19 protein-coding genes and 1 tRNA gene are annotated in these 21,553 nt (G+C 65.9%); 15 read left to right on the top strand and 5 right to left on the bottom strand.

What is annotated here, in order from left to right; translation table 11 throughout:
* The first annotated feature begins 77 nt into the window (after nucleotides 1-77).
* From FJ954_RS02435 to FJ954_RS02410, 6 genes are all read left to right on the top strand, one after another.
* Nucleotides 78-1,937 (top strand): ABC transporter ATP-binding protein, encoded by a 1,860-nt coding sequence (locus tag FJ954_RS02435; RefSeq protein WP_140660299.1) that lies wholly within the window; start codon nucleotides 78-80, stop codon nucleotides 1,935-1,937.
* Nucleotides 1,934-2,773: a 4-hydroxy-tetrahydrodipicolinate reductase gene (gene dapB, locus FJ954_RS02430; RefSeq protein WP_140619833.1), complete on the top strand. Its 840-nt coding sequence runs from the start codon at nucleotides 1,934-1,936 to the stop codon at nucleotides 2,771-2,773. The genes FJ954_RS02435 and dapB overlap by 4 nt, the downstream gene beginning before the upstream one ends.
* 87 nt (nucleotides 2,774-2,860) lie before the next feature.
* Nucleotides 2,861-3,481, top strand: a complete 621-nt coding sequence (locus FJ954_RS02425) for a 2,3-bisphosphoglycerate-dependent phosphoglycerate mutase (protein WP_015314707.1) — start codon at nucleotides 2,861-2,863, stop codon at nucleotides 3,479-3,481.
* 73 nt (nucleotides 3,482-3,554) lie between these two features.
* Nucleotides 3,555-3,639: transfer RNA gene (locus FJ954_RS02420), tRNA-Leu, on the top strand.
* Between the two features lie 151 nt (nucleotides 3,640-3,790).
* Nucleotides 3,791-5,470 carry an FAD-dependent oxidoreductase gene (locus FJ954_RS02415; protein WP_140660298.1) on the top strand — a complete coding sequence of 560 codons (1,680 nt, stop codon included), beginning with the start codon at nucleotides 3,791-3,793 and terminating at the stop codon, nucleotides 5,468-5,470.
* A 70-nt stretch (nucleotides 5,471-5,540) separates the two neighbouring features.
* Nucleotides 5,541-5,849: a UBP-type zinc finger domain-containing protein gene (locus tag FJ954_RS02410; protein ID WP_015314705.1), complete on the top strand. Its 309-nt coding sequence runs from the start codon at nucleotides 5,541-5,543 to the stop codon at nucleotides 5,847-5,849.
* 39 nt (nucleotides 5,850-5,888) lie between these two features.
* Here FJ954_RS02410 and FJ954_RS02405 read toward each other — a convergent pair whose 3' ends face one another.
* The 3 genes from FJ954_RS02405 to FJ954_RS31430 all read right to left on the bottom strand — a co-directional run bounded on the left by FJ954_RS02405 (nucleotide 5,889) and on the right by FJ954_RS31430 (nucleotide 8,420).
* Nucleotides 5,889-6,065, bottom strand: coding sequence for a hypothetical protein (locus FJ954_RS02405; RefSeq protein WP_023772044.1), 177 nt, complete (start codon nucleotides 6,063-6,065; stop codon nucleotides 5,889-5,891).
* Between the two features lie 99 nt (nucleotides 6,066-6,164).
* A complete protein-coding gene (locus FJ954_RS02400) occupies nucleotides 6,165-8,165 on the bottom strand; it encodes a BTAD domain-containing putative transcriptional regulator (protein WP_181177731.1) in 2,001 nt (666 codons plus the stop codon).
* A gap of 36 nt (nucleotides 8,166-8,201) precedes the next feature.
* A complete protein-coding gene (locus tag FJ954_RS31430) occupies nucleotides 8,202-8,420 on the bottom strand; it encodes a hypothetical protein (RefSeq protein ID WP_181172879.1) in 219 nt (72 codons plus the stop codon).
* Between FJ954_RS31430 and cysK the strand changes: the two genes are divergently transcribed.
* Genes cysK through FJ954_RS02385 form a run of 3 tightly spaced genes read left to right on the top strand, consistent with a single transcriptional unit; the run spans nucleotide 8,362 to nucleotide 11,354 of the window.
* Nucleotides 8,362-9,447, top strand: coding sequence for a cysteine synthase A (cysK, locus tag FJ954_RS02395; RefSeq protein ID WP_140660297.1), 1,086 nt, complete (start codon nucleotides 8,362-8,364; stop codon nucleotides 9,445-9,447). The two genes, FJ954_RS31430 and cysK, sit on opposite strands and share 59 nt — an antisense overlap.
* Nucleotides 9,448-9,460: 13 nt before the next feature.
* Nucleotides 9,461-10,948, top strand: a complete 1,488-nt coding sequence (locus FJ954_RS02390) for an aspartate aminotransferase family protein (protein ID WP_140660296.1) — start codon at nucleotides 9,461-9,463, stop codon at nucleotides 10,946-10,948.
* 49 nt (nucleotides 10,949-10,997) lie between these two features.
* Nucleotides 10,998-11,354, top strand: a complete 357-nt coding sequence (locus FJ954_RS02385; RefSeq protein ID WP_023772047.1) for a hypothetical protein — start codon at nucleotides 10,998-11,000, stop codon at nucleotides 11,352-11,354.
* Nucleotides 11,355-11,386: 32 nt separating this feature from the next.
* On the opposite strand, the gene FJ954_RS02380 is transcribed toward FJ954_RS02385, so the two are convergent.
* On the bottom strand, nucleotides 11,387-12,907 hold the full coding sequence (locus tag FJ954_RS02380; protein WP_140660295.1) for a winged helix-turn-helix domain-containing tetratricopeptide repeat protein: 1,521 nt from the start codon (nucleotides 12,905-12,907) through the stop codon (nucleotides 11,387-11,389).
* A 235-nt stretch (nucleotides 12,908-13,142) separates the two neighbouring features.
* On the opposite strand from FJ954_RS02380, the gene FJ954_RS02375 reads away from it, so the two are divergent.
* The 6 genes from FJ954_RS02375 to FJ954_RS02350 all read left to right on the top strand — a co-directional run bounded on the left by FJ954_RS02375 (nucleotide 13,143) and on the right by FJ954_RS02350 (nucleotide 19,938).
* Nucleotides 13,143-13,379 (top strand): DUF1127 domain-containing protein, encoded by a 237-nt coding sequence (locus tag FJ954_RS02375; RefSeq protein ID WP_015314698.1) that lies wholly within the window; start codon nucleotides 13,143-13,145, stop codon nucleotides 13,377-13,379.
* Nucleotides 13,380-13,495: 116 nt separating this feature from the next.
* Complete coding sequence (locus tag FJ954_RS02370; RefSeq protein WP_015314697.1) at nucleotides 13,496-13,867, top strand: hypothetical protein; 372 nt, start codon at nucleotides 13,496-13,498, stop codon at nucleotides 13,865-13,867.
* A gap of 173 nt (nucleotides 13,868-14,040) precedes the next feature.
* Nucleotides 14,041-14,667, top strand: a complete 627-nt coding sequence (locus tag FJ954_RS02365; protein WP_015314696.1) for a CDGSH iron-sulfur domain-containing protein — start codon at nucleotides 14,041-14,043, stop codon at nucleotides 14,665-14,667.
* A gap of 124 nt (nucleotides 14,668-14,791) precedes the next feature.
* Nucleotides 14,792-16,834 carry a hydantoinase/oxoprolinase family protein gene (locus FJ954_RS02360; protein ID WP_140619815.1) on the top strand — a complete coding sequence of 681 codons (2,043 nt, stop codon included), beginning with the start codon at nucleotides 14,792-14,794 and terminating at the stop codon, nucleotides 16,832-16,834.
* Nucleotides 16,835-16,970: 136 nt separating this feature from the next.
* Entirely contained in the window at nucleotides 16,971-19,139 is a 2,169-nt protein-coding gene (locus tag FJ954_RS02355; RefSeq protein ID WP_140660294.1) for a malate synthase G, read from the top strand.
* 178 nt (nucleotides 19,140-19,317) lie between these two features.
* Entirely contained in the window at nucleotides 19,318-19,938 is a 621-nt protein-coding gene (locus FJ954_RS02350; protein ID WP_140660293.1) for a class I SAM-dependent methyltransferase, read from the top strand.
* Nucleotides 19,939-19,963: 25 nt separating this feature from the next.
* Here FJ954_RS02350 and FJ954_RS02345 read toward each other — a convergent pair whose 3' ends face one another.
* A complete protein-coding gene (locus tag FJ954_RS02345) occupies nucleotides 19,964-21,496 on the bottom strand; it encodes a YifB family Mg chelatase-like AAA ATPase (RefSeq protein WP_140660292.1) in 1,533 nt (510 codons plus the stop codon).
* Nucleotides 21,497-21,553: the final 57 nt, after the last annotated feature.

The following is a 21,553-nucleotide window of genomic DNA, read 5'->3' as shown; positions in this document are numbered from 1 at the left end:
GCAAGCCGGCTGCTTGGCGGTAATAGGGGTGCCGAATTGCCCGGCCACGGGAAGCGAAACCGACAAAGCCCTCTGATTTGACACTTCAAACTCCAAACAAGCTGAAAGCCCGGCCCGGCGAGGTCACAGCGGTGCTGCGCCGCATTCTCGCTGAGAACAGCCACGACTATCGCTGGACTTATGTGATGGTCATCACCTGCTCGCTGATCGTTTCGGGCACGACCGCCTTCACGGCCTGGATCATGGCCCCGATGGTCAACCAGATCTTCTACGAACGGCGTGGCGACGCGATCGTGTGGATCTGCGCAGGCTTCATGGCGGCCTTCCTGCTGCGCGGCTTTGCCGGCTATGGCCAGGCGGTGGCGCTGGCCAAGATCGGCAACAATCTGGTGGCGCGCTACCAGAAGCGCATTTTCGATCACCTGATGAAGCTCGGCGTCGGCTTCTTCAATGATACACGCTCCGGCCGGCTGGCGGCGCAGGTCAACGAAAACGTCGGCGGCATCCGCGACCTCCTGTCGTTGACGCTGACCTCGATCACCCGCGACGCGGTGACGCTGATCGGCCTGCTCGGCGTCATGGTCTACCAGGATCCGGTCCTGTCGCTCAGTTCGCTGCTGATCGGACCGCCGCTGATCTGGGCCGTCGTCTACCTCACCCGTCGCGTGCGGCGCATTACCCGCGAATCCGTGCTGATCAATTCGCGCCTGATCGGCGCCGTGCAGGAAGCCACGCAAGGCATCGCCATCGTCAAGGCCTTCACCATGGAGGACGAACTGTCCAGCCGCATCGGCAAGCTCGCCAGCGACGCCGAACAGCGCTCGAACAAGATTGCCCGCGTCTCCGAACGGCTGTCGCCGATTTCCGACATGCTGGCCGGCTTCGCCGTCACCTCCGTCATCGCCTATTCCGGTTACCGGGCTCTGGTTCTCGGGCAGCCGCCTGGCGCGGTCTTCTCCTTCATCACGGCGCTGATCCTGGCCTATGATCCGGCGCGCCGCTTGGCACGCATGCAGGTCGGCATGGAACGGGCTCTGGTCAATGCACGCATGATCTACGAACTGCTCGACCTCGAGCCGAAGCAGGGCGACGCGCCTGGCGCTACCAAGGCAAACTTCACCACGGGCGAAGTGCGCTTCAACAACGTGTCCTTCCGCTATGTCGAAGAGACGCCTGTCCTTCAGGACCTCAGCTTTGTCGCCGCCGCCGGCAAGATGACCGCCGTCATCGGCGCCTCCGGTGCCGGCAAGACCACACTGGTGGCGCTGCTGCAGCGCTTCTACGACGTCGAGAGCGGTACGATCGAGATCGATGGCCAGGACATTTCCAAGGTCACCAAACAGTCGCTGCGCGGCTCGATAGCCTATGTCTCGCAGGCGCCCTATCTGTTCGAGGGCACCATCCGCGACAACATCCGCTATGGCCGCCCCTCGGCCACCGATGCCGAGATCGAGCAGGCCGCGCGACTGGCCGCGGCCGACGAGTTCATCCGCCAGCAGCCGCAAGGGTATGACACGCCGGTCGGCGAGAATGGCGCCACGCTTTCCGGCGGCCAGCGCCAGCGCGTGTCGATTGCCCGCGCCATTGTGCGCCAGGCGCCGATCCTGCTGCTCGACGAGGCGACATCGGCGCTCGACAACGAGGCCGAAGCGCGCGTCCAGCAGGCGCTCACCAAGGTCATGGAAGGGCGCACCACCATCGTCATTGCGCACCGCCTGTCCACCGTGGTCAATGCCGACCACATCATCGTGCTGGAACAGGGCCATCTGGTCGAAGAGGGCACGCATGCCTCGCTGATGGCCGACCCGCACAGCGTCTATGCCCGTTTCCACCGGATACAGGGCGTCAAGGGCCTGGGGCTTGTCGACGACAGCGCCCCGGCCGAGAGTTCGGTTCAGGAACTAGAGACCCAGGACATCGCCGGGAGCACGCCATGAGCGAGACCACATCAGGCGAGCCGGCCGGCGATATGGGCCTTGTGGTGGCCGGCGCGGCCGGCCGCATGGGCCAGACGCTGATCCGCGCCATCCACGCCATTCCGGGCGCCCGCGTCATCGGCGCGGTCGAGCGCCCGGATTCGCCTCACCTGGGCAAGGATGCGGGGGAACTCGCCGGCGTCGGCCGCATCGACGTGGCGATCGGCAGCGATCCGTTGCCGGTCTTCGCCAGGGCCGACGGCGTGCTCGATTTCACCACCCCGGCCTCGACGGTCGAGTTCGCCGGTTACGCGGCGCAGGCGCGCATCGTCCATGTCATCGGCACGACAGGCTGTTCGGCCGACGACAACGCGAAAATCGCTGCCGCCGCCCGCCACGCGACCATCGTCAAGTCGGGCAATATGAGCCTCGGCGTCAATCTGCTGGCGGTGCTGGTCGAACAGGCGGCACGCGCGCTCGACGCCGACGATTTCGACATCGAGATCCTCGAAATGCACCACAGGCACAAGGTCGACGCGCCTTCGGGCACGGCGCTTCTGCTCGGCGAAGCGGCCGCCGCCGGGCGCGGCATCGCGCTGGCCGGCAATGATGTGCGTTCGCGCGACGGCCATACGGGTGTGCGACAAACCGGCTCGATCGGTTTTGCCACGCTGCGCGGTGGCTCGGTGGTTGGCGACCACAGCGTGATCCTGGCCGGCACCGGCGAGCGCATCACGCTGTCGCACCATGCCGAGGACCGCGCCATCTTCGCCCGCGGTGCCGTCAAGGCCGCACTTTGGGCGCATGGCCAGAAGCCGGGACTGTATTCGATGCGGGACGTGCTTGGGCTTGCCTGAAACGACCCTGAACCATCTTCGTTCTTACGCAGGACGGAAAACCGCTACACACTTTTCCTGGAATGCTCAGACCCCAGAGGAGCAAAAATGTCGAGAACCCTCGTGCTCGTGCGCCACGGCCAGAGCGAATGGAACCTGAAGAACCTGTTCACCGGCTGGCGCGACGTCGACCTGACGGAGCAGGGCCATGCCGAGGCCAAGGCCGCCGGCCAAAAACTCAAGGCGCGCGGCCTGAAGTTCGATATCGCCTTCACCTCGGCGCTGACCCGGGCGCAAAAAACCTGCCAGCACATTCTCGACGCGGTCGGCCAGAGCGACTTGCAGACCGTTCGCGACCAAGCGCTGAACGAGCGCGACTATGGCGACCTCTCCGGCCTCAACAAGGACGACGCGCGCCAGAAATGGGGCGAGGAGCAGGTGCATGTCTGGCGCCGCTCCTATGATGTGCCGCCGCCCGCCGGCGAAAGCCTGAAGGACACCGGCGCCCGCGTCTGGCCCTATTACCTGCACGATCTGCAACCGCATGTGCTGCGCGGCGGCACGGTGCTGGTCGCCGCCCACGGCAATTCGCTGCGCGCGCTGATCATGGCGCTGGACGGCAAGTCGGGCGAGGAGATCGTCAAGCTGGAACTCGGCACCGGCGTGCCGGTGATCTACCAGCTCAACGCCGATTCGACCGTGGCTTCGAAGGAAGTGCTGGAAGGCTAAGCCGGCAAGCGAGCAGCGGGTTTAAAAAAGCGCGTTGACAGCAATCGCTTGCCCGCTTATTGAGCCCGCACCAGCCCAGATGGCGGAATTGGTAGACGCGCACGGTTCAGGTCCGTGTTCCGCAAGGAGTGGAGGTTCGAGTCCTCTTCTGGGCACCAAATTCCCGTTTTGAACCATTCGATCGGTTCAGAAACCCTGAGAAAAAGCCCGGTTCGTCCGGGCTTTTTTCTTGCCCGATGACCTGCCCTCCTGGCCAGTCCCCGAACAAACCGCTTCAAACCGCGCGCCCCCTTCGCTACGCTCGCGACCATGTCTCAATCCAGCACCGCGATCTTCGGCGCCCGCCGCGACCAGGCTTTTCCCGTCCTCGCCGAGGCGGACATCGAGCGCATGCGCCGGTTCGGCGAGGCCAGTGCCTATGCCGCCGGCGAGCACATTTTCGAGGCCGGCGATGTGTCCCCGGGACTGATCGTGGTGCTGGCGGGCAAGGTCGATATCACCCAGGACGGCAAATTTGGCCGGCGCGAGACGATCGTCACGCATGGCCCGGGCAGCTTCGCCGGCGAGCTGGCGCAGCTTTCGGCCCGTCCCTCGCTGGTCAATGCGCAGGCGGCCGAGCCGGTCGAGGCGTTCGTCATCCCGTCGCAGCGACTGCGCGACCTGATGGTGCAGGAGGCCAATCTCGGCGAGCGCATCATGCGGGCGCTGATCCTGCGCCGCGTCGGGCTGCTCGAGAGCGGCACGATCGGTCCCATCATCGTCGGACCTGCCGACAATGGCGACGTCCTTCGCCTGCAAGGCTTTCTCGCCCGCAGCGGCCAGCCCCACCGCGTGCTCGATTCCAAAACCGATCCTTGCGCGAAGACGCTGTTCGAGCACTTCCAGGTCGATCCCCACCACCTGCCGGTCGTGCTGTGCCCGAATGGCAGGCTGCTGCTCAATCCGGCGGAGAAAGACCTCGCCCGCTGCATTGGCCTGCTGCGGCCGGTCGACGCCAGCAAGGTCTATGACGTCGCCATAGTCGGCGCAGGACCGGCTGGTCTGGCGGCGGCGGTCTACGCGGCCTCCGAAGGGCTGTCGACCATCGTGCTCGATTGCCGTGCCTTCGGCGGCCAGGCCGGCGCCTCAGCGCGCATCGAGAACTATCTCGGCTTCCCCACCGGCATTACCGGCATGGCGCTGATGGCGCGCGCCTACAACCAGGCGCAGAAATTCGGCGTCGAGATGGTCATCCCCGACGAGGTGAAGCTGCTCGGTGCCGCCACCGACGGCGCGCGCTACCAGCTCGCGGTCGGCGACGGCGAGACGGTGCGCACGCGCTCGGTGGTGATCGCCAGCGGCGCGCGCTATCGCCGCCTCGATGTCGCCAATCTCGCCGAGTTCGAGGGCACCTGCGTGCATTATTGGGCCTCGCCCATCGAAGCACGGCTTTGCGGCGGCCAGGAAGTGGCGCTGGTCGGCGCCGGCAATTCGGCCGGCCAGGCGGCCGTCTACCTGGCCAGCCAGGTCAGGAAAGTAGCGCTGCTGGCGCGTGGCGGCAGCCTCGAGGCCTCGATGTCGCGTTACCTCGTCGAGCGCATCAGGGCGCAGCCGAACATCGAGGTGCTGACCGGCGCCGAAATCGAGGCGCTGGACGGCGAGGCAGGCAATCTCGCCACGGTACGCTGGCGCGACCGCTCGAGCGGCGCCTCGACGACGCGGCCGATCCGCCATCTCTTCCTGTTCATCGGCGCCGACCCGAACACCGATTGGCTCGCCCAATCCGACGTGGCGCTGGATGCCAGGGGTTTCATCCGCACCGGATCGGACATAGCATCGGCCCATGGCGTGATGGAGACCAGCCGCAGCGGCGTGTTCGCCATCGGCGACGTGCGCTCCGGCTCGGTCAAACGCGTCGCGGCGGCTGTCGGCGAGGGCGCCCAGGTGGTGGCGGCGCTGCATGCATTTCTTGCGCGGGACGGCAGCCAGGCCGGCGCGCCTCAAGTATGATCCCGAAAAGTGGGAAACCGGTTTTCGGAAAAGATCATGCTTCGAATGAGAGATAGGTCGGGAGAGTGTGATGGCGGATGAATGCAAGCACGCCGCTGGGATCAAGGACGTGACGCCGAGCGCGCTCGGCTGCGAGGAGTGCCTGAAGAGCGGCTCGTGGTGGGTGCATCTGCGGCTCTGCCGCACCTGCGGCCATGTCGGCTGCTGCGACGACTCCCCCAACCGCCACGCCACCAAGCATTTTCACGCCACCAGCCATCCCGTCATAGAGGGTTACGACCCGCCGGAAGGCTGGGGCTGGTGCTACGTCGACGAGGTTTTTCTGGACCTCGGCGACCGCACCACCCCGCAGAACGGCCCGATCCCGCGCTTCTATTGAATGCTGCGAAGAGCAGGGGGAAAGCGGGTTCGGCCTGATTTATCGCACCGAGCCCGTAACAGTTCGGTCGACATCCGGAACGGACTTGCGATCGTTGCCGGCAAGGGCAGCGATGAGCAGCAGGCTGGCCACGACCGGAACGAACAGCACGGCGATGCGGGCCTGTACATGAAGGATGGCGCGCCATTCGCTGCGCTTGTCGGGGCTGTCGCTCATCATACTCACTTTGCCATGGACCCCCCCGCGAGGTCACATAGCCGTCAACGGTTAAACAACTCCTTCCGACTTCGTTAACGCAGGGTTCGAGCACGAAATTCAGCCGAGCCCGATCCGCCTGGCGCCTTGCCGAAACAACGCCTCGGCATCGGGCTCGAAGCGGAACGTGGCGATGAAATCGTCGGCGCGGTAGTCCGGCAACGTCTTGCGGATGGCGGCGGCAAAGCCGCGCGCCTCTTCGAGCCGCCCCGCCAGCGCCAGGCAATGTGCCGCGATCGCCAGGATGATGGCGTGCGCGTTTGGCCGGGCGGCTGCCTTCAGCGCCCATCCGGCCGCCTCCTCGAACTGGCCGAGCCGGACGTGCGCCATGGCCCGCGCCCCCAGCATGCCGAACAGCAGCGGATCGAAAGGGCTCAGATGGCGCGAATGGTCGGAGGAGCCGATCGCCGCCCGCGGGTCGCCCGACTGCGAATGGACGAAGGACAGCGCATAATGGCCGAGCGCGAAATTGGGGCTGAGTTTGACCGCCTGTTCCAGTTCGCCGAGCGCGCCGTCCTGTTCGCCGCGCAGCCACAGCGCCCGCCCCATCGCCCAGTGCGCGGCCGGATTGTGGTCATCGACCAGCAAACTCTGCCCGGCACTCTCGAAGGCCAGCGCGCTTTCGCGATCGCGGTCGCCCCAGCGCTGGAAGGCGTTCTGCCAATGGGTGAAGGACAGGCCGGCATAGGCGCGGGCGAAGGTCGGATCAAGCCGCAGGGCGCTGGCAAAGAAGTGCCGCGCCGTTTCGTTCTCGGCCTGCGTGAAACGGTACATGTGCCAGAGGCCACGGTGGTAGGCCTCCCAGGCATTGAGCGAGTTGGGAGCCTTGAGCAGGGCGCGGTTGCGTTCGACCGTCTCGATCTCGGACGAGATCGACGACACGATGCTGTCGCCGATCTCGTCGAGCACGGTGAAGATATCGTCCGACCGCCGCTCGAAGGTTTCGGCCCAGACGATCCTGGCCGTGCGCACCTCGATCAGCTCGACGTTGACGACCAGCCTGCCGGTCAGGTTGCGCACCGCACCGGTGGCAACATAGTCGACATTCAGCCGGCGGCCCGCCTCCTCGGGCGCGATGGCTTCCTCGGCCAACGCAAACACCGACCCGCGCGCGATGACGAAGAAATCCCGCAGCTTGGCCAGCCGGGTGATGATGTCGTGTGTGAAACCGTCGGCCGGTCCACCGCGCGCCTCTCCGGCAAACGGCATCACCGCCAGCGAAGCGTGGCTCGGCTCGGCGGTCTCGGCGACGGTCGGCCCGGCCACCGGCTGCGACACCATGGACAAGCCGGCCGGCCGCTCGCGGATCGCTTGCCAGGCCGCGCGCAGCGGCGCGAAATCCAGTTCTTCCGACCCGAACAGCTGCTCGGCCGCCGCCAGATGTTGCTCGGCCGCGCCGACGGCGCCACGCCGCGCCAGACCGGCCAGCAGCGCCCGGTGCGCGCGCTCTTCGAACGGCGACAGTTCCAGCCATCTGTCGAGATGAGCGACCGCTTCGTCGCAATCCGCCGGCAGGGTTTCGACGAGTCTTTCCAGCACGGCCACGTGCCAGGCACCGAAGCGACGGCGTTGTGCCGTCAGCCAGCTGTTGAAAAGCGGGGTCCGCTCGAGCTCCAGGCCGTCAAGGAACTCGCCGGCGAACAATTTCGCCAGCGCCCGCAGGCGCTCGACACCAAGCGTTGCGATGCCTTCGAAGCCGGCGCGGCTGACCTCCAGCGCATCGACAGGGCAATCCTCGAGATCGAGCGCCACCGTATCGCCTTGTGTGACGACCCGACCCCGTTCCGGCCCGTCCAGAGCGGTGCGCAACTTACTCAGGCACCAGCGCAGCTCGCCACGCGGATCGTTGGGCACATCCCACAAAAGCTCGCACAGGCGGGAGCGGCCGACGGGGTGCGGCGCCAGCGCCAGATAACCCAACAGCGCCCGCAGCTTGCGCGAGCCCGGCAGGGTGGCTGGCACTTGGTCGCGTGTGATCGCCAGCGCTCCGAGCAGGCGCACGGACGGGGCCGTTGCCCTGCCGTCCCGCCTCGCCTGTGCGGTTTCCACGTCGGTTTCCACGCCTGTTCCCACGTTGGTCTGTCGGCCCTTACTCTATCACAGACCCGACACGGCGCATCCGGTGGCGATGCTTTCGCGCCCGATGTCACCTTTGCCGTATGAGCGGCACGTCATATCGCGGCAAGGTGTCGAAACCTCGCCGCCCAGGCCGCCGGTTTGTAACCGGCCCGTGAGAACACGATCGAGGAGATCGACGATGTTGAACAAACAACAAATCAGAACCACCGCGGGGCGCGGCCGATTGTTCGACAGCATCCTGGACACCGTCGGCGACACGCCGGTGGTGCGCATCAACAATCTCGCGCCGGCCCATGCGACCATCTACGTCAAGGCCGAGTTCTTCAACCCGGGCGCCTCGGTGAAGGATCGGCTGGCGCTCAACATCATCGAAGAGGGCGAACGCAGCGGCGCGCTGAAGCCCGGCCAGACCGTGGTCGAGGCGACCAGCGGCAACACCGGCATCGGGCTTGCCATGGTCTGCGCGCAGAAAGGCTATCCGCTGGTCGTCACCATGGCCGACAGCTTTTCCGTCGAGCGCCGCAAGCTCATGCGCATGCTGGGCGCCAAGGTGGTGCTGACGCCACGCGCCGAAAAAGGTTTTGGCATGTACAAGAAGGCGGTCGAGCTGGCCGAGGCCAATGGCTGGTTCCTCGCCCGCCAGTTCGAGACCGCCGCCAACGCCGCCATCCACGAGTCGACGACCGCGCGCGAAATTATAAACGATTTCGCCGGCTCGCGGCTCGACTGCTTCGTCACCGGCTATGGCACCGGCGGCACGGTCGTCGGCGTGGCGCGGGTCTTGCGCCGCGAACGGCCCGACACCCGCATCGTGCTCTCGGAACCGGCCAACGCGCAACTGATCGGCAGCGGCAAGGCGCAGCAGCGCGGTGCCGATGGCGCGCCAGCCGCCAGCCACCCGGCCTTCGAGCCGCATCCCGTCCAGGGCTGGACGCCGGACTTCATCCCCAACGTGCTGCAGGAGGCGATCGACGCCAGTCTCTATGACGAGGTGATGCCGATCGCCGGTCCGGAGGGCATCAAATGGGCGCGGGCGCTGGCGCGGAAGGAAGGCATCTTCACCGGCATTTCCGGCGGCGCCACCTTCGCCGTCGCGCGCCAGGTCGCCGAGAAGGCGGCGGCCGGATCGGTGATCCTGTGCATGCTGCCCGACACGGGCGAGCGCTACATGTCGACGCCGCTGTTCGACGGCGTCGAGGCTGAAATGGATGCCGATGAGCTGGCGCTCTCGCGCTCGACGCCCGGCTGCCAGTTCCCGGCTTGATAGGGGGATCGCCATGGACGTCGCGCGGGAATCTGCTGGCATGGTGGCCGAGGAAACGCTTGATCCGCCTGACTGGGCCGAAGTGCAGGCCCTGTCGCGCCGGGCCGTCGATGAAGCCGTCAACTATCTGCGCGACGTGCGAGACCGTCCGGTCTGGCGGGAAATGCCGGCGGATGTGAGAGGCATGTTCCGCGCGCCCTTGCCGCGCTCGCCGACGCCACTTGCCGCCGTTTATGGCGAGGTCTCCCGCACCGTGATGTCCTATCCGATGGGCAACATCCATCCACGCTTCTGGTCGTGGTATATGGGATCCAGCAACTTCACCGGCGCGCTCGGCGATTTCCTGGCGGCGATCCAGGGCTCCAACCTCGGCGGCGGCAACCATGCCGCCGGGCTGATGGACAGCCAGGTGGTGAACTGGTGCAAGGAGATGCTGGGCTTTCCGGCCTCGGCCTCCGGCACGCTGGTCAGCGGCGGCTCGATGGCCAACATCATCGGGCTGACGGTGGCGCGCAACGTCAAGGCGGGCGTCGACGTGCGCGAGCACGGCGTTTCAGCCATCGAGAAGCCGCTGCGCTTCTATGGCTCGGATCAGATCCACGCCTGCCACCGCAAGGCCATGGAGGCACTTGGCCTCGGCAATCGGGCGCTGCGCCGCATCCCGACAGATGCCGGGCTGCGGATCAATATCGACGCGTTGCGCGCGGCGATCGTCGAGGACCGGGCAGCCGGCTTCAAACCGGCCTGCGTCGTCGGCAATGCCGGCACGGTCAACACTGGGGCGATCGACGACCTGCGGGCGCTTGCCAAACTCGCTCACGAGGAAGGCCTCTGGTTCCATGTCGATGGCTGCATCGGCGCGCTGATCGCCATCGCCCCGCAAAACGCCCACCGCGTCGCCGGCATCGAATGGGCCGATTCGGTCGCGCTCGATCCCCACAAATGGCTGCATTCGCCGTTCGAGGTCGGCTGTGCCCTGGTCAGGGACGCCGCCGCGCACCGCCGGACCTTCGCGGTGACGCCGGAATATCTGGAATCGACGCCGCGCGGCCTCGCTTCCGGCGAATGGTTGCACGATTATGGTCTGCAGACGTCGCGCGGCTTTCGTGCCTTGAAAGTGTGGATGGCACTGAAGGAACATGGCGTCGAAAAATTCGGCCGCCTGATCGACCAGAACATCGCGCAGGTCTCCTATCTGGCCGGGCTGATCGAGGCCGAGCCTTCGCTGGAGCTTGCGGCGGCGCCGACCATCAACATCGTCTGCTTCCGCTATCAGCCCGGTTTGGCGGGCGAAGCGCTGAAGGCGCTCAACACCGAGATCATGTTGCGGCTGCAGGAGCAAGGCATCGCTGCACTCTCCGACACCACCGTGCATGGCGGGCACTGGCTGCGTGTGGCGATCACCAACCATCGCACCCGACGCGACGATCTCGATCTGCTGGTGCGTGAAGTGGTGAGGCTGGGACGTGAGATCACCGCGCAGGGCCACGTGTCTTCCTAGTTCCGGGCCGCCGTGCGAACCTGCCCGCGGTGATTCGGGGAGGTCGGCGGTGACGCTGTTTCGCATGCTTGCGCTGGCGGCACTGGTCCTGGCCAATTCGGCCGAGGCCGCCGACATGGCCTTTTTCGTCAAGAACCTGCGCAAGGAGGGGGTCGCGGTCGAGCTGTTCAGCCGCGATCGCGAGACCGTCTGGCCGGGCAACGACAAGGTGTTCCTTGTCGATCCGGGCTCGCGGAAATCAGTGCCGATCTCCTGCAATCAGGGCGAACGCATCTGCTATGGCGCCTGGGTCGATGGCAATGACAAGATTTCCGCCGGCGTCGGGCCAGACAACGACCAGCCTTGCGATACCTGCTGCTTCATCTGCGTGGAGCACACGACCGAAACCATCGACCTGGTGCCGTAGCGGCGCTTCGGTGCAGGAGCCACCCCGGCGCGTCAGTCGGGAAGGCCGGCCTTGCCAAAGCCATCGACGAAGTGCTCGCGCGTCGCGTCGTCGCGGAAGGGCTCCGTCCAGACCCAATGGCGGGTCGTGAAATGCGGATTGCCGACGAGGAACAGTTCCACCTCCGTGCGCGCCTCCTCGAGCCGGCCAAGTTGCGCAAGGCTTGCCGCCAGGAAGCGGCGTGAGCTGGTGCGGTAGGTCTCGTCCCGGCGCAGCGTCTCGACGGCGCCTGCGTAGTCGCGCGCCGCATATTGCGCCTGGCCGAGCGTCAGATAGTACCAGCTCGGTGGAAACGGGTTCAGCCGGAACGCCTTGCGGATTTGCTCCAGGGCCTCCTCGACCCGCCCGGCCAGGGTCGTTATGTCGGACAATGTCGCCCACGCATCGGCCTCGTTCGGGTCGAGTTCGAACGCCCTGGCGAATTCGGCCTCCGACTCGGCGAACTCATGCTCATAGGCAAGCAAATTGCCGAGCACCCAGTGGCACCCGGCATCGTTGGGATCGATCGCGACCGCCTTGCGCGCCAGCTCCAGGGCAATGCGGCGGTTAGGGTCGATAGGCTCGCCCCAATGCACCCATCCCATCCAGTGGTTCATGGCAAGCCAGCGATAGGCCTCCGCGTAGTGGGGATCGAGCGCAACCGCGCGCGTCAGCATCAGATGCGCTTCCCGTGCGGTCTGCGGCGAATCATCGATCAGCTTGCGCGCCCGCACGCACAGGTCGTAGGCGTCGAGATTGGTGGGCCGGTTGCGTGGCGGCGGTGCGCGCAGCCGGCCGAGCAGCGCCTCCACGATCTTGGCGGTCACCTCGTCCTGGACGGCAAAGATATCGTCCAGGCCGCGGTCGAAGCGTTCCGCCCATAGATGGTCGCCGCTCGCCGCGTCGACCAGCTGCGCGTTGATGCGCACCCGCCCCGCATCGCGCCGCGCGCTGCCCTCCAGCAGATAACGAACGCCGAGTTCCCTGGCGATCTCGCGCACGTCCATTGCCTTTCCCTTGTAGGCAAAAGTCGAATTGCGCGCGATGACGAACAGGCCGGAGATCCTGGACAGGTCGGTGATCAGGTCTTCGGTCAAGCCGTCGCAGAAAGAGTCCTGCCCGGCATCGTTGCCGAAATTGACGAAGGGCAGCACCGCTATCGAAGGCTTGTCCGGCAGCGGCAAGGGTTTTGGCTTGGCGCCGGCGAGCTGTTTCACGGCCCCCGTGAAACGATAGCCGACGCGCGGAACGGTCGTGATCCATTCCCCGCCCCCTTCACCCATAATGCCAGGCGGGCCGAGCAGCTTGCGCAGCTGCGCGATCTGGACGGTGAGGTTGCCTTCCTCGACGGCCGTGCCCGGCCACGCCGCGTCCATCAGTTCGGCCTTTCCCAAAATTTCGCCGGGTTTTGCCACGAGCGCCGCAAGCAGCTTCAGCCCGCGATAGCCAACGGCAACGGGATCGTCGTTCCGAAGCAGCGTTCCCGCACCCGGATCAAGCACGAACGGACCAAAGGCGAAGCGCTCTCCCTGCATTGGCGCATCTATAGACAATTCCGGGAAAAGTGCGAAGCGGTTTTGCCGGGAAACGCGTGGCTAGCCCTCCCGAGAGTGGCGTCAAAACAAAGAGTTAGCGCAAGTTTGGAACTTTTGAGAACTATTTGGGAGGGCTTAATTACGGCGCCGCTCGTATCCTGCAGAATTCAATCTCTTTCCGGGTGAGGTCCACGGTTCCCAACGGTGTGGGCCGCCAAACCCAATGGAGGTTGCCATGAACAATACAATCGCATCGGTCCAGCATCGGGCAGTGCGGCCGGGTGTGCCCGTCCAACGATCGTCGCATCCGCGCTCCCTGCGAAGCATGGTGGCAAGCTGGCGCGAGCGGACACGCTTTCGCTGGGACCTCAAGCGAATGTCCGAGGTCAGTCCGCATCTGATCGACGATATTGGCCTGACGCAATTGCAGGCCAAGGCTGAGATCGCCAAGCTGCCATTCTGGCAGCGCTAAGGCGAAATGCCGCGACAATCTGGAAACAATCGCCGGCATCATCCCTTTAGCGGCGGGCCGTGTCGTGCCATGATCCCCTATCGGCCGTGGGGGCCGATTCTACATCGGGGGTTTCCATGTCGTTCACATCCGTGCGCCGGCTCGCCGCCGCGTTTTCGCTTGCTGTCCTGTTTGTACCAGCCGCCCAGGCCGGCGACGTCACCTTCGCTGTCAAGAACAGCCATCCCAATGCCATGCGTCTGGAACTCTATAGCCAGGACCGCGACTATGTCTGGCCCGGCAGTGGCAAGGATTTCTATCTCGACGACGGCGAGACCAAGCAGCTGCCGATTTCCTGCAACGAAGGCGAATCGATCTGCTACGGGGCCTGGGTCGATGGCGACGAGGGTACATATTGGGGCGTCGGCCCCGGCAACAAGGAAAAATGCGAGGATTGCTGCTACACCTGCAGCGGCGGCGAGACCGAGGAGATCGACCTGGTCCCCTGACCGGTTTGCCAGCTTGACGGTTTTCCTGTTCGAGCCATAGCTTGGCCATGCATGCCGCCCAAAACCGGCTTCCGGTTTTGGCGCGACGACATGCGTCGAAACAAGACCATACCAAGGGCACGCCGCGCCTGTGCATTCAGGAGCGGCGTACTCCAGGCAACAGGAGCACCGCGATGGCCGGCACGGTCGAGGGCGAAAAAATCGACGTCGGGTTTTCCGGCAAGCGCTGCATCCATTCGCGCAATTGCGTGCTCGGCGACCCGCATGTCTTCGTGCCCAACGCGCCGGGCCAGTGGATCCATCCCGAGGCGGCCAGCGTCGAGAAGATCGTCGCACTGGCCGAGAACTGCCCCTCGGGCGCGATCACCTATGCGCGCAAGGATGGCGGCCCGCCGGAAAAGCCGCCCGTGGTCAACACCGTGCGGCTGCGCGAAAACGGCCCGCTGGCGGTGCATGCCGAGATCGTGCTTGGCGCCGAGACGTTTTTCCGCGCCACGCTTTGCCGCTGCGGCGCCTCCCAGAACAAGCCGTTCTGCGACAACAGCCATATCAAGGCGGGCTTTGCCGCCACCGGAGAACCGGCGCTGAAGGACACGCCGGCGCTGGAGGTCCGCGACGGACCGCTGCAGGCGACGCCGACCACGAACGGCCCGCTCAAGCTCGAAGGCAATGTCGAGATCGTCACCGGCACCGGCCACACGATCGACCGCACCACAAAGGTCTTCCTGTGCCGCTGCGGCCACTCGGCCAACAAGCCGTTCTGCGATGGCAGCCACAAGAAGGTTGGGTTTGTGGGATAGATGGGTAGCCGATCTCCCCCACGAGGGGGGAGATCGCTTGTGGCCTATCTCTCCCGGCTTTATCCGCAAGCCGGTATCGGCTAAGGGCAGGCAACCAAACAATCTGCCCGGACTTTCGCCCAAAATGACCGCCAAGACCAAGTCTGCCCCTCTCTTCCTCGGCATCGACACCGGCGGCACCTACACCGATGCCGTGTTGTGGTCCGAGACCGAGGGTCCGCGGGAGGGGCCGAACAAGGGCAAGGTGCTGGCCAAGGCCAAGGCGCTGACCACGCGGCATGATCTGGCCGTCGGCATTTCGGGCGCCGTCGATGCTGTGCTGGAAAAGGCGGGCACCAATCCGGCCGATATCAAACTGGTCTCGATGTCGACGACGCTCGCCACCAATGCGCTGGTCGAGGGCCAGGGCGGCCGCGTGGCGCTGGTCATGATCGGCTTTTCCGAGGCCGATCTTGCTCGCGATGGTTTGAAGACGGCACTCGGCACCGACCCGGTGGTGTTTTGCGCGGGCGGCCATGATGTGCATGGCAATGCCGCCAAGCTCGACCTGTCCGGGCTGGAGGCGATGCTGCCGGAACTCGGCGTGTCGGTGTCCGGCTTTGCCGTCTGTGCCTATTTTGCCACCCGCAATCCCGCGCACGAGATCGCCGCCCGCGAGCTGATCCGCGACAGGACCGGCCTCCCGGTTACGGCGAGCCATGAGCTGTCGGCCAAGCTCGGCGGTCCGCGCCGGGCGCTCACCACGCTGCTCAATGCAAGGCTGATCTCGATGATCGACCGGCTGGTGGCGGCGACCGAGGGGTTCCTTCAGGCCCGCAACATCGCCGCTCCGTTGATGGTGGTGCGCGGCGATGGCGCGCTGGTTTCGGCGGCGTTTGCCCGCCAGCGGCCGATCGAGACGATCCTCTCCGGCCCCGCCGCCAGCCTGGTCGGCGCCCGCCACATGACCGGGCTCGACAACGCGGTGGTCTCCGACATTGGCGGCACCACCACCGACGTTGCCGTGCTCGATGGCGGCCGGCCGCGGCTCGATCCGGAAGGCGCCACCGTCGGCGGTTTCCGCACCATGGTCGAGGCGGTCGCGATGCGCACTTTCGGCCTCGGCGGCGATTCCGAAGTGATGCTCGAGGACGGCGCGCTCAATCCGAAAATCCTGCTCGGGCCGCGCCGCCTGGTGCCGCTGGCGCTGTCCGGCATGGCGCATGGCGAGGCGGTGACCGCAGAACTCGAACGCCAGTTGCGCGCGCCCAACACAGGCCGCATGGATGGCCGCTTCGCGGTCCGCACCGGCGTGCCCGACAGGCTTGCCGCAGGGCTGACCGCCCCCGAGGCAAAGCTCTACGAAGCGATCGGCGCGACGCCGCTTGCCCTCGACAGGCTGCTGACCTCGAATGCCCAGAATGCCACGCTGAACCGGCTGGTCTCGCGCGGGCTGGTGCATATCTCGGGCTTCACCCCGTCGGACGCCGCGCACGTGCTTGGCAAACAGGCGAACTGGGATGCCGCCGCCGCCCGCCTTGGCGCCGAACTGTTCGCCCGCAGGCGCGACGGCCGTGGCCAGGCCATCGCGGCCTCCCCGGAAGCGATCTCTGAACGGGTGCTCTTGACCCTGACGCGCTGGTCGGCCGAATACATCCTGGAGACAGCCTTTGCCGAGGACGGGCTCGACGGCGCGGCGACGGTGGCGCATGCGCTGGTGCAGCGCGCCGTCGATGCCCACCCCGGCATCGCCCGCCTCAGCGTCGCGCTCGACCGGCCGGTCATCGGGCTCGGCGCTTCGGCGCCGCTGCACTATGCCGGCCTGGCGCCCTTGGTCGGCAATGACTGCGTCGTGCCCCGGGATACCGACGTCGCCAACGCGCTCGGCGCCGTCGTCGGCCAGGTCAGGGTTTCGGCGGAGGCCCGCGTCAGCCAGCCCAAGGAAGGCCTGTTCCGGCTTGCCTCGGGTGAGATGGTGCGCGATTTCCTCGACGAGGCGGCGGCGATCGCGGCCGCCGAGGCCGATGTCCGGGCCATTGTCGCCCAGCGGGCTCTCGATGCCGGTACCGACAGCGCCGAGATCGATGTGGCGACGGAGTTCCGGGTCTCGACTGTCGAAGCGCAGCGCATGTTCATCGAAGCGCATATCGTGGCGGTGGCCTCGGGCAGGCCGAGGATCGCGGTTTGAGGAAGAAGAGCCATCTCCGCCCTCCTCGGGGAGATTGGCCAACCGCCCAAAATGCCCCACCTACACCCTAAGCTGAATTGACCCTGCACCCCTGACATGCCAAACGCCCGCAAAGCCTTTCATCTGGAGTAGCCTGATGACCGATCGCATCGAGATCGCCGGATTGCGCATTGCCCGCGAGCTGCATGACTTCGTCGTCGACCAAGCTTTGCCCGGCCTCGACATCGAAGCGGCGCGTTTCTGGGACGGGTTCTCGGTCATCGTCCATGATCTGGCGCCCAAGAACCGGGCGCTGCTGGCAAAACGCGATGCCATGCAGGAAAAGCTCGATGGCTGGTATCGCGACAATGGCGCGCCCATCGACATGAACGCTTACAAGGCGTTCCTGAAGGAGATCGGTTATCTCGTGCCGGAAGGGCCGGCCTTCAGCGTCTCGACCGACAATGTCGACCCGGAAATCGCGGTCGTGGCCGGACCGCAGCTGGTGGTGCCGGTGATGAACGCGCGCTATGCGCTCAACGCCGCCAATGCACGCTGGGGCTCGCTCTATGACGCGCTCTATGGCACGGACGCCATCCCCGAAACGGATGGCGCTGAGAAGGGCAAGGGCTTCAACCCGGCGCGCGGCGCCAAGGTCATCGCCTGGGCCAAGGACTTTCTCGACCAGTCGGTGCCGCTCACCTCGGGCAAATGGGCAGGGGTCAACGGCCTGTCGATTGCCAACGCCGCCCTGAAGCTCAGCGCCGGCGCCGGCTCGACGACGCTGGCCGATCCCAGACAATTCGTCGGCTATCGCGGCGACGCCGCCAATCCGCAAGCCGTGCTCCTGGTGAAAAACGGGCTGCATGTCGAGATCGTCATCGACCGCGACAACCAGATCGGCCGCACCGATCCGGCTGGCATTGCCGACGTCATCCTGGAATCGGCGCTGACCACCATCCAGGACTGCGAGGATTCGGTAGCGGCCGTGGATGCCGAGGACAAGGTCGTCGTCTACCGCAATTGGCTCGGCCTGATGAAGGGCGACCTCGCCGAAGAAATCAGCAAGGGCGGCAAGAGTTTCGTCCGCAAGCTCAACCCCGACCGCGCCTACATCGCCCCTGCCGGCGGCACGGTGACCGTGCCTGGCCGCTCGTTGATGCTGGTGCGCAATGTCGGCCACCTGATGACCAATCCGGCAATCCTGGACCGCGACGGCAACGAGGTGCCGGAAGGCATCATGGACGCGGCGATGACGGCCCTGATCGCGCTGCACGATGTCGGGCCGAAGGGACGGCGGATGAACTCCCGCGCCGGCTCGATGTATGTCGTGAAACCCAAGATGCATGGCCCGGAGGAAGTCGCCTTCGCGGTCGAGATGTTCGACCGTGTCGAAGCCCTGCTCGGCATGGCCCGGAACACCATCAAGATGGGCATCATGGACGAGGAGCGGCGCACCACAATCAACCTCAAGGAGGCGATCCGCGCCGCGAGGGAGCGCGTGGTGTTCATCAACACCGGCTTCCTCGACCGCACCGGCGACGAGATCCACACCTCGATGGAAGCCGGCCCGATGATCCGCAAGGGTGACATGAAGCAGGCCGCCTGGATTTCCGCCTATGAGGCATGGAACGTCGACACGGGCTTGGAATGCGGGCTCGCCGGCCACGCCCAGATCGGCAAGGGCATGTGGGCGATGCCCGACTTGATGGCCGCGATGCTGGCCGAGAAGATCGCCCACCCCAAGGCCGGCGCCAACACCGCCTGGGTGCCATCGCCAACGGCGGCGACGCTGCACGCCACGCACTATCACAAGGTCGATGTCCATGCGGTCCAGGCGGCGCTGAAGAGCCGGCCCAAGGCCAAGCTCGACGACATATTGTCGGTGCCGGTGGCCGTGCGGCCGAACTGGACGCCCGACGAGATCCAGCGCGAACTCGACAACAACGCGCAAGGCATTCTGGGCTATGTCGTGCGCTGGATCGGCCAGGGCGTCGGCTGCTCCAAGGTTCCCGACATCAACGATGTCGGCCTGATGGAAGACCGCGCCACGCTGCGCATCTCCTCGCAGCACATTGCCAACTGGCTGCGCCACAAGGTCTGCTCGGAAATCCAGGTGATGGATTCCTTGCGGCGCATGGCGGCAATTGTCGATCTGCAGAATGTCGGCGACCCGCTCTACCGGCCGATGGCCGCCGACTTCGAAAAGTCGATCGCCTTCCAGGCCGCCTGCGACCTGGTGCTCAAGGGAACAAGCCAGCCCAACGGCTACACCGAGCCTGTGCTGCACAAGCGCAGGCTGGAGCTGAAGGCCAATCAAGGGTAGGACGATATCGCGTTGAAAGGGTTTGGAGCGCCGACTGGATGTCGCCGGTCCGCGCCGGCGAAGACGGCGGCGTCAGCCCAGCGGCAATGTCGTGCCGAAGGCGGCAGGCTCTTATGGCTGGATACGGTTCCTTTGCTTTTTTCAGTTAGTGCTGGCTGGAGGGCTCCGGAGCATTGGCATGGCCAACACGATGGCGATCGAAAAGAAACTGTTGAATTCCGTCCATGACCGGGCAGTTTTCCAGCGCCGCGTGCGCATCCTGTCCGACCGGCTGGCCGACGAACTGGGCCCGGCCGGCACCGTTCTCGATCTCGGCTGCGGCGACGGCTCCATCGCCAAGGCGATCATGGAAAAAAAGCCGGGGCTGACGTTTCGCGGCATCGACGTGCTGATCAGGCCGCAAACCCATATCCCGGTAGAACTGTTCGATGGCAGCACCATTCCCGCCGCGAATGGCTCCTATGACTGGGTGACGATTGTCGATGTGCTGCATCATGCCGACGACCCGGGTCATCTCGTGCGCGAGGCGGCCCGCGTGGCGCGCAAGGGCGTTGTCATCAAGGATCACTCGCGCGAAGGCTTCGCGGCCTACCAGACGCTTCGTTTCATGGATTGGGTGGGCAACAAGGGGCACAACGTGCGCCTGCCTTACAACTATCTCTCGAAGGCCGAGTGGGACGCCATTTTTGCCGCCGCGGGCATCACACCCCGCACCTGGCGTGAGAAGCTGTCGCTCTATCCGTTCCCGGCCAGCGTGTTTTTCGACCGTCGCCTGCATTTCATCGCGACCTTGCGATAGCTAACCGGAGCTGCGCGGAACGCGGCTACGCCGCCTGCGCCATGCGCTCCGAACTCATGCGATAGGAAATCGCCTCGGCCAGATGGATGCGGCCGACACATTCGCTGGCGTCGAGGTCGGCGAGCGTGCGCGCCACTTTGAGCACCCGGTGGTAGGCCCGCGCCGAAAAGGCGAGTTTTTCGCTGGCATCCTTGAGCAGCGACAGGCCTGCGGCGTCCGGCATGGCGATCGTCTCGATGATGGCAGGAGAACAATGCGCGTTGGTGGTGGCGCTGTTGACGCCGAGCCGCTCGAAACGCTCGCGCTGGATGGTGCGGGCACGCGCCACGCGCAACGCCACGTCGGCGCTCTTTTCCGCCCGGTCCGGCCGGATCAGGTCGCTGGCCGAGACCGCCGGCACTTCGATCCTGAAATCGATGCGGTCGAGCAGCGGACCTGAAATGCGCGCCTGGTAATCGGTGCGGCAACGATCGCCGCGCAGGCAGCGATAACCCGGTTCGCCGGCCATGCCGCAGCGGCACGGGTTCATCGCCGCCACCAGCTGGATGCGGGCCGGATAGGTGACGCGATGGTTGGCCCGTGCGATCATGCAGTCGCCGGTTTCAAGCGGCTGGCGCAGCGCATCGAGCGTCTGCGGCGTGAATTCGGGGAACTCGTCGAGGAACAGCACGCCGTGATGAGCGAGCGACACCTCGCCCGGCCGCGCGCGCAGGCCGCCGCCCACCATCGCCGCCATCGAGGCCGAATGGTGCGGGGCGCGGAACGGCCGCCGGTCGGTCAGCTTGCCTTCGCCGAGCTCGCCAGCCACCGAGGCGATCATCGAGACTTCGAGCAGTTCCTTCGGCGCCAGTGGCGGCAGGATCGACGGCAGGCGCTGCGCTAGCATCGATTTGCCTGAGCCTGGCGGACCGATCATCAGCAGATTGTGTCCGCCGGCGGCCGCCACTTCCAGCGCCCGCTTCGCCGTCTCCTGGCCCTTGATGTCGGCAAGGTCGGGCAGGTCGCGCGCCGCCGCGCGGATGCCGGCCTCCGGGCGCGACAGCACCTGTGTGCCGCGGAAATGATTGGCGATCGCAATCAGGCTGCGCGGCGCGAGAATGTCGAATTCCCGCCCCGCCCAGGCCGCTTCCGGCCCGCAAGCGAAGGGACAGATCAGCCCTTTGCCTTCGGCATTGGCGCCGATCGCCGCCGGCAAGGCACCGGCAACGGCGGTGATCGTACCGTCGAGCGACAGCTCGCCCAGCACGACATAGCCAGCCAGCATGTCGCCCGGAATGGCGCCAAGGGCTGCCATCAAGCCGAGCGCGATCGGCAGATCGTAGTGGCTGCCTTCCTTCGGCAGATCGGCGGGCGCCAGGTTGACGGTCACCTTCTTTGACGGCATCGACAGGCCCGACGCATGCAATGCCGCCTGCACCCGCTCGCGGCTTTCCGCCACCGCCTTGTCTGGCAGGCCGACGATATGCATGTTGACCTTGCCGGGCGCGATCATCACCTGCACGTCGACCGGCACTGCCTCGATGCCCTGGAAAGCGACCGTACGAACCCGCGCCACCATTGTCTGCCCCCGATGCCGGCTCGCCCTTGCCCCTTAATGGGCCGCGAGCGACGTCAA

The sequence above is a fragment of the Mesorhizobium sp. B2-3-15 genome, assembly GCF_006442875.1.
Lineage (GTDB): Bacteria > Pseudomonadota > Alphaproteobacteria > Rhizobiales > Rhizobiaceae > Mesorhizobium > Mesorhizobium australicum.
The sequence above is the reverse complement of the archived record's forward strand: the minus strand, read 5'-3'. Positions and strand labels throughout refer to the sequence as shown.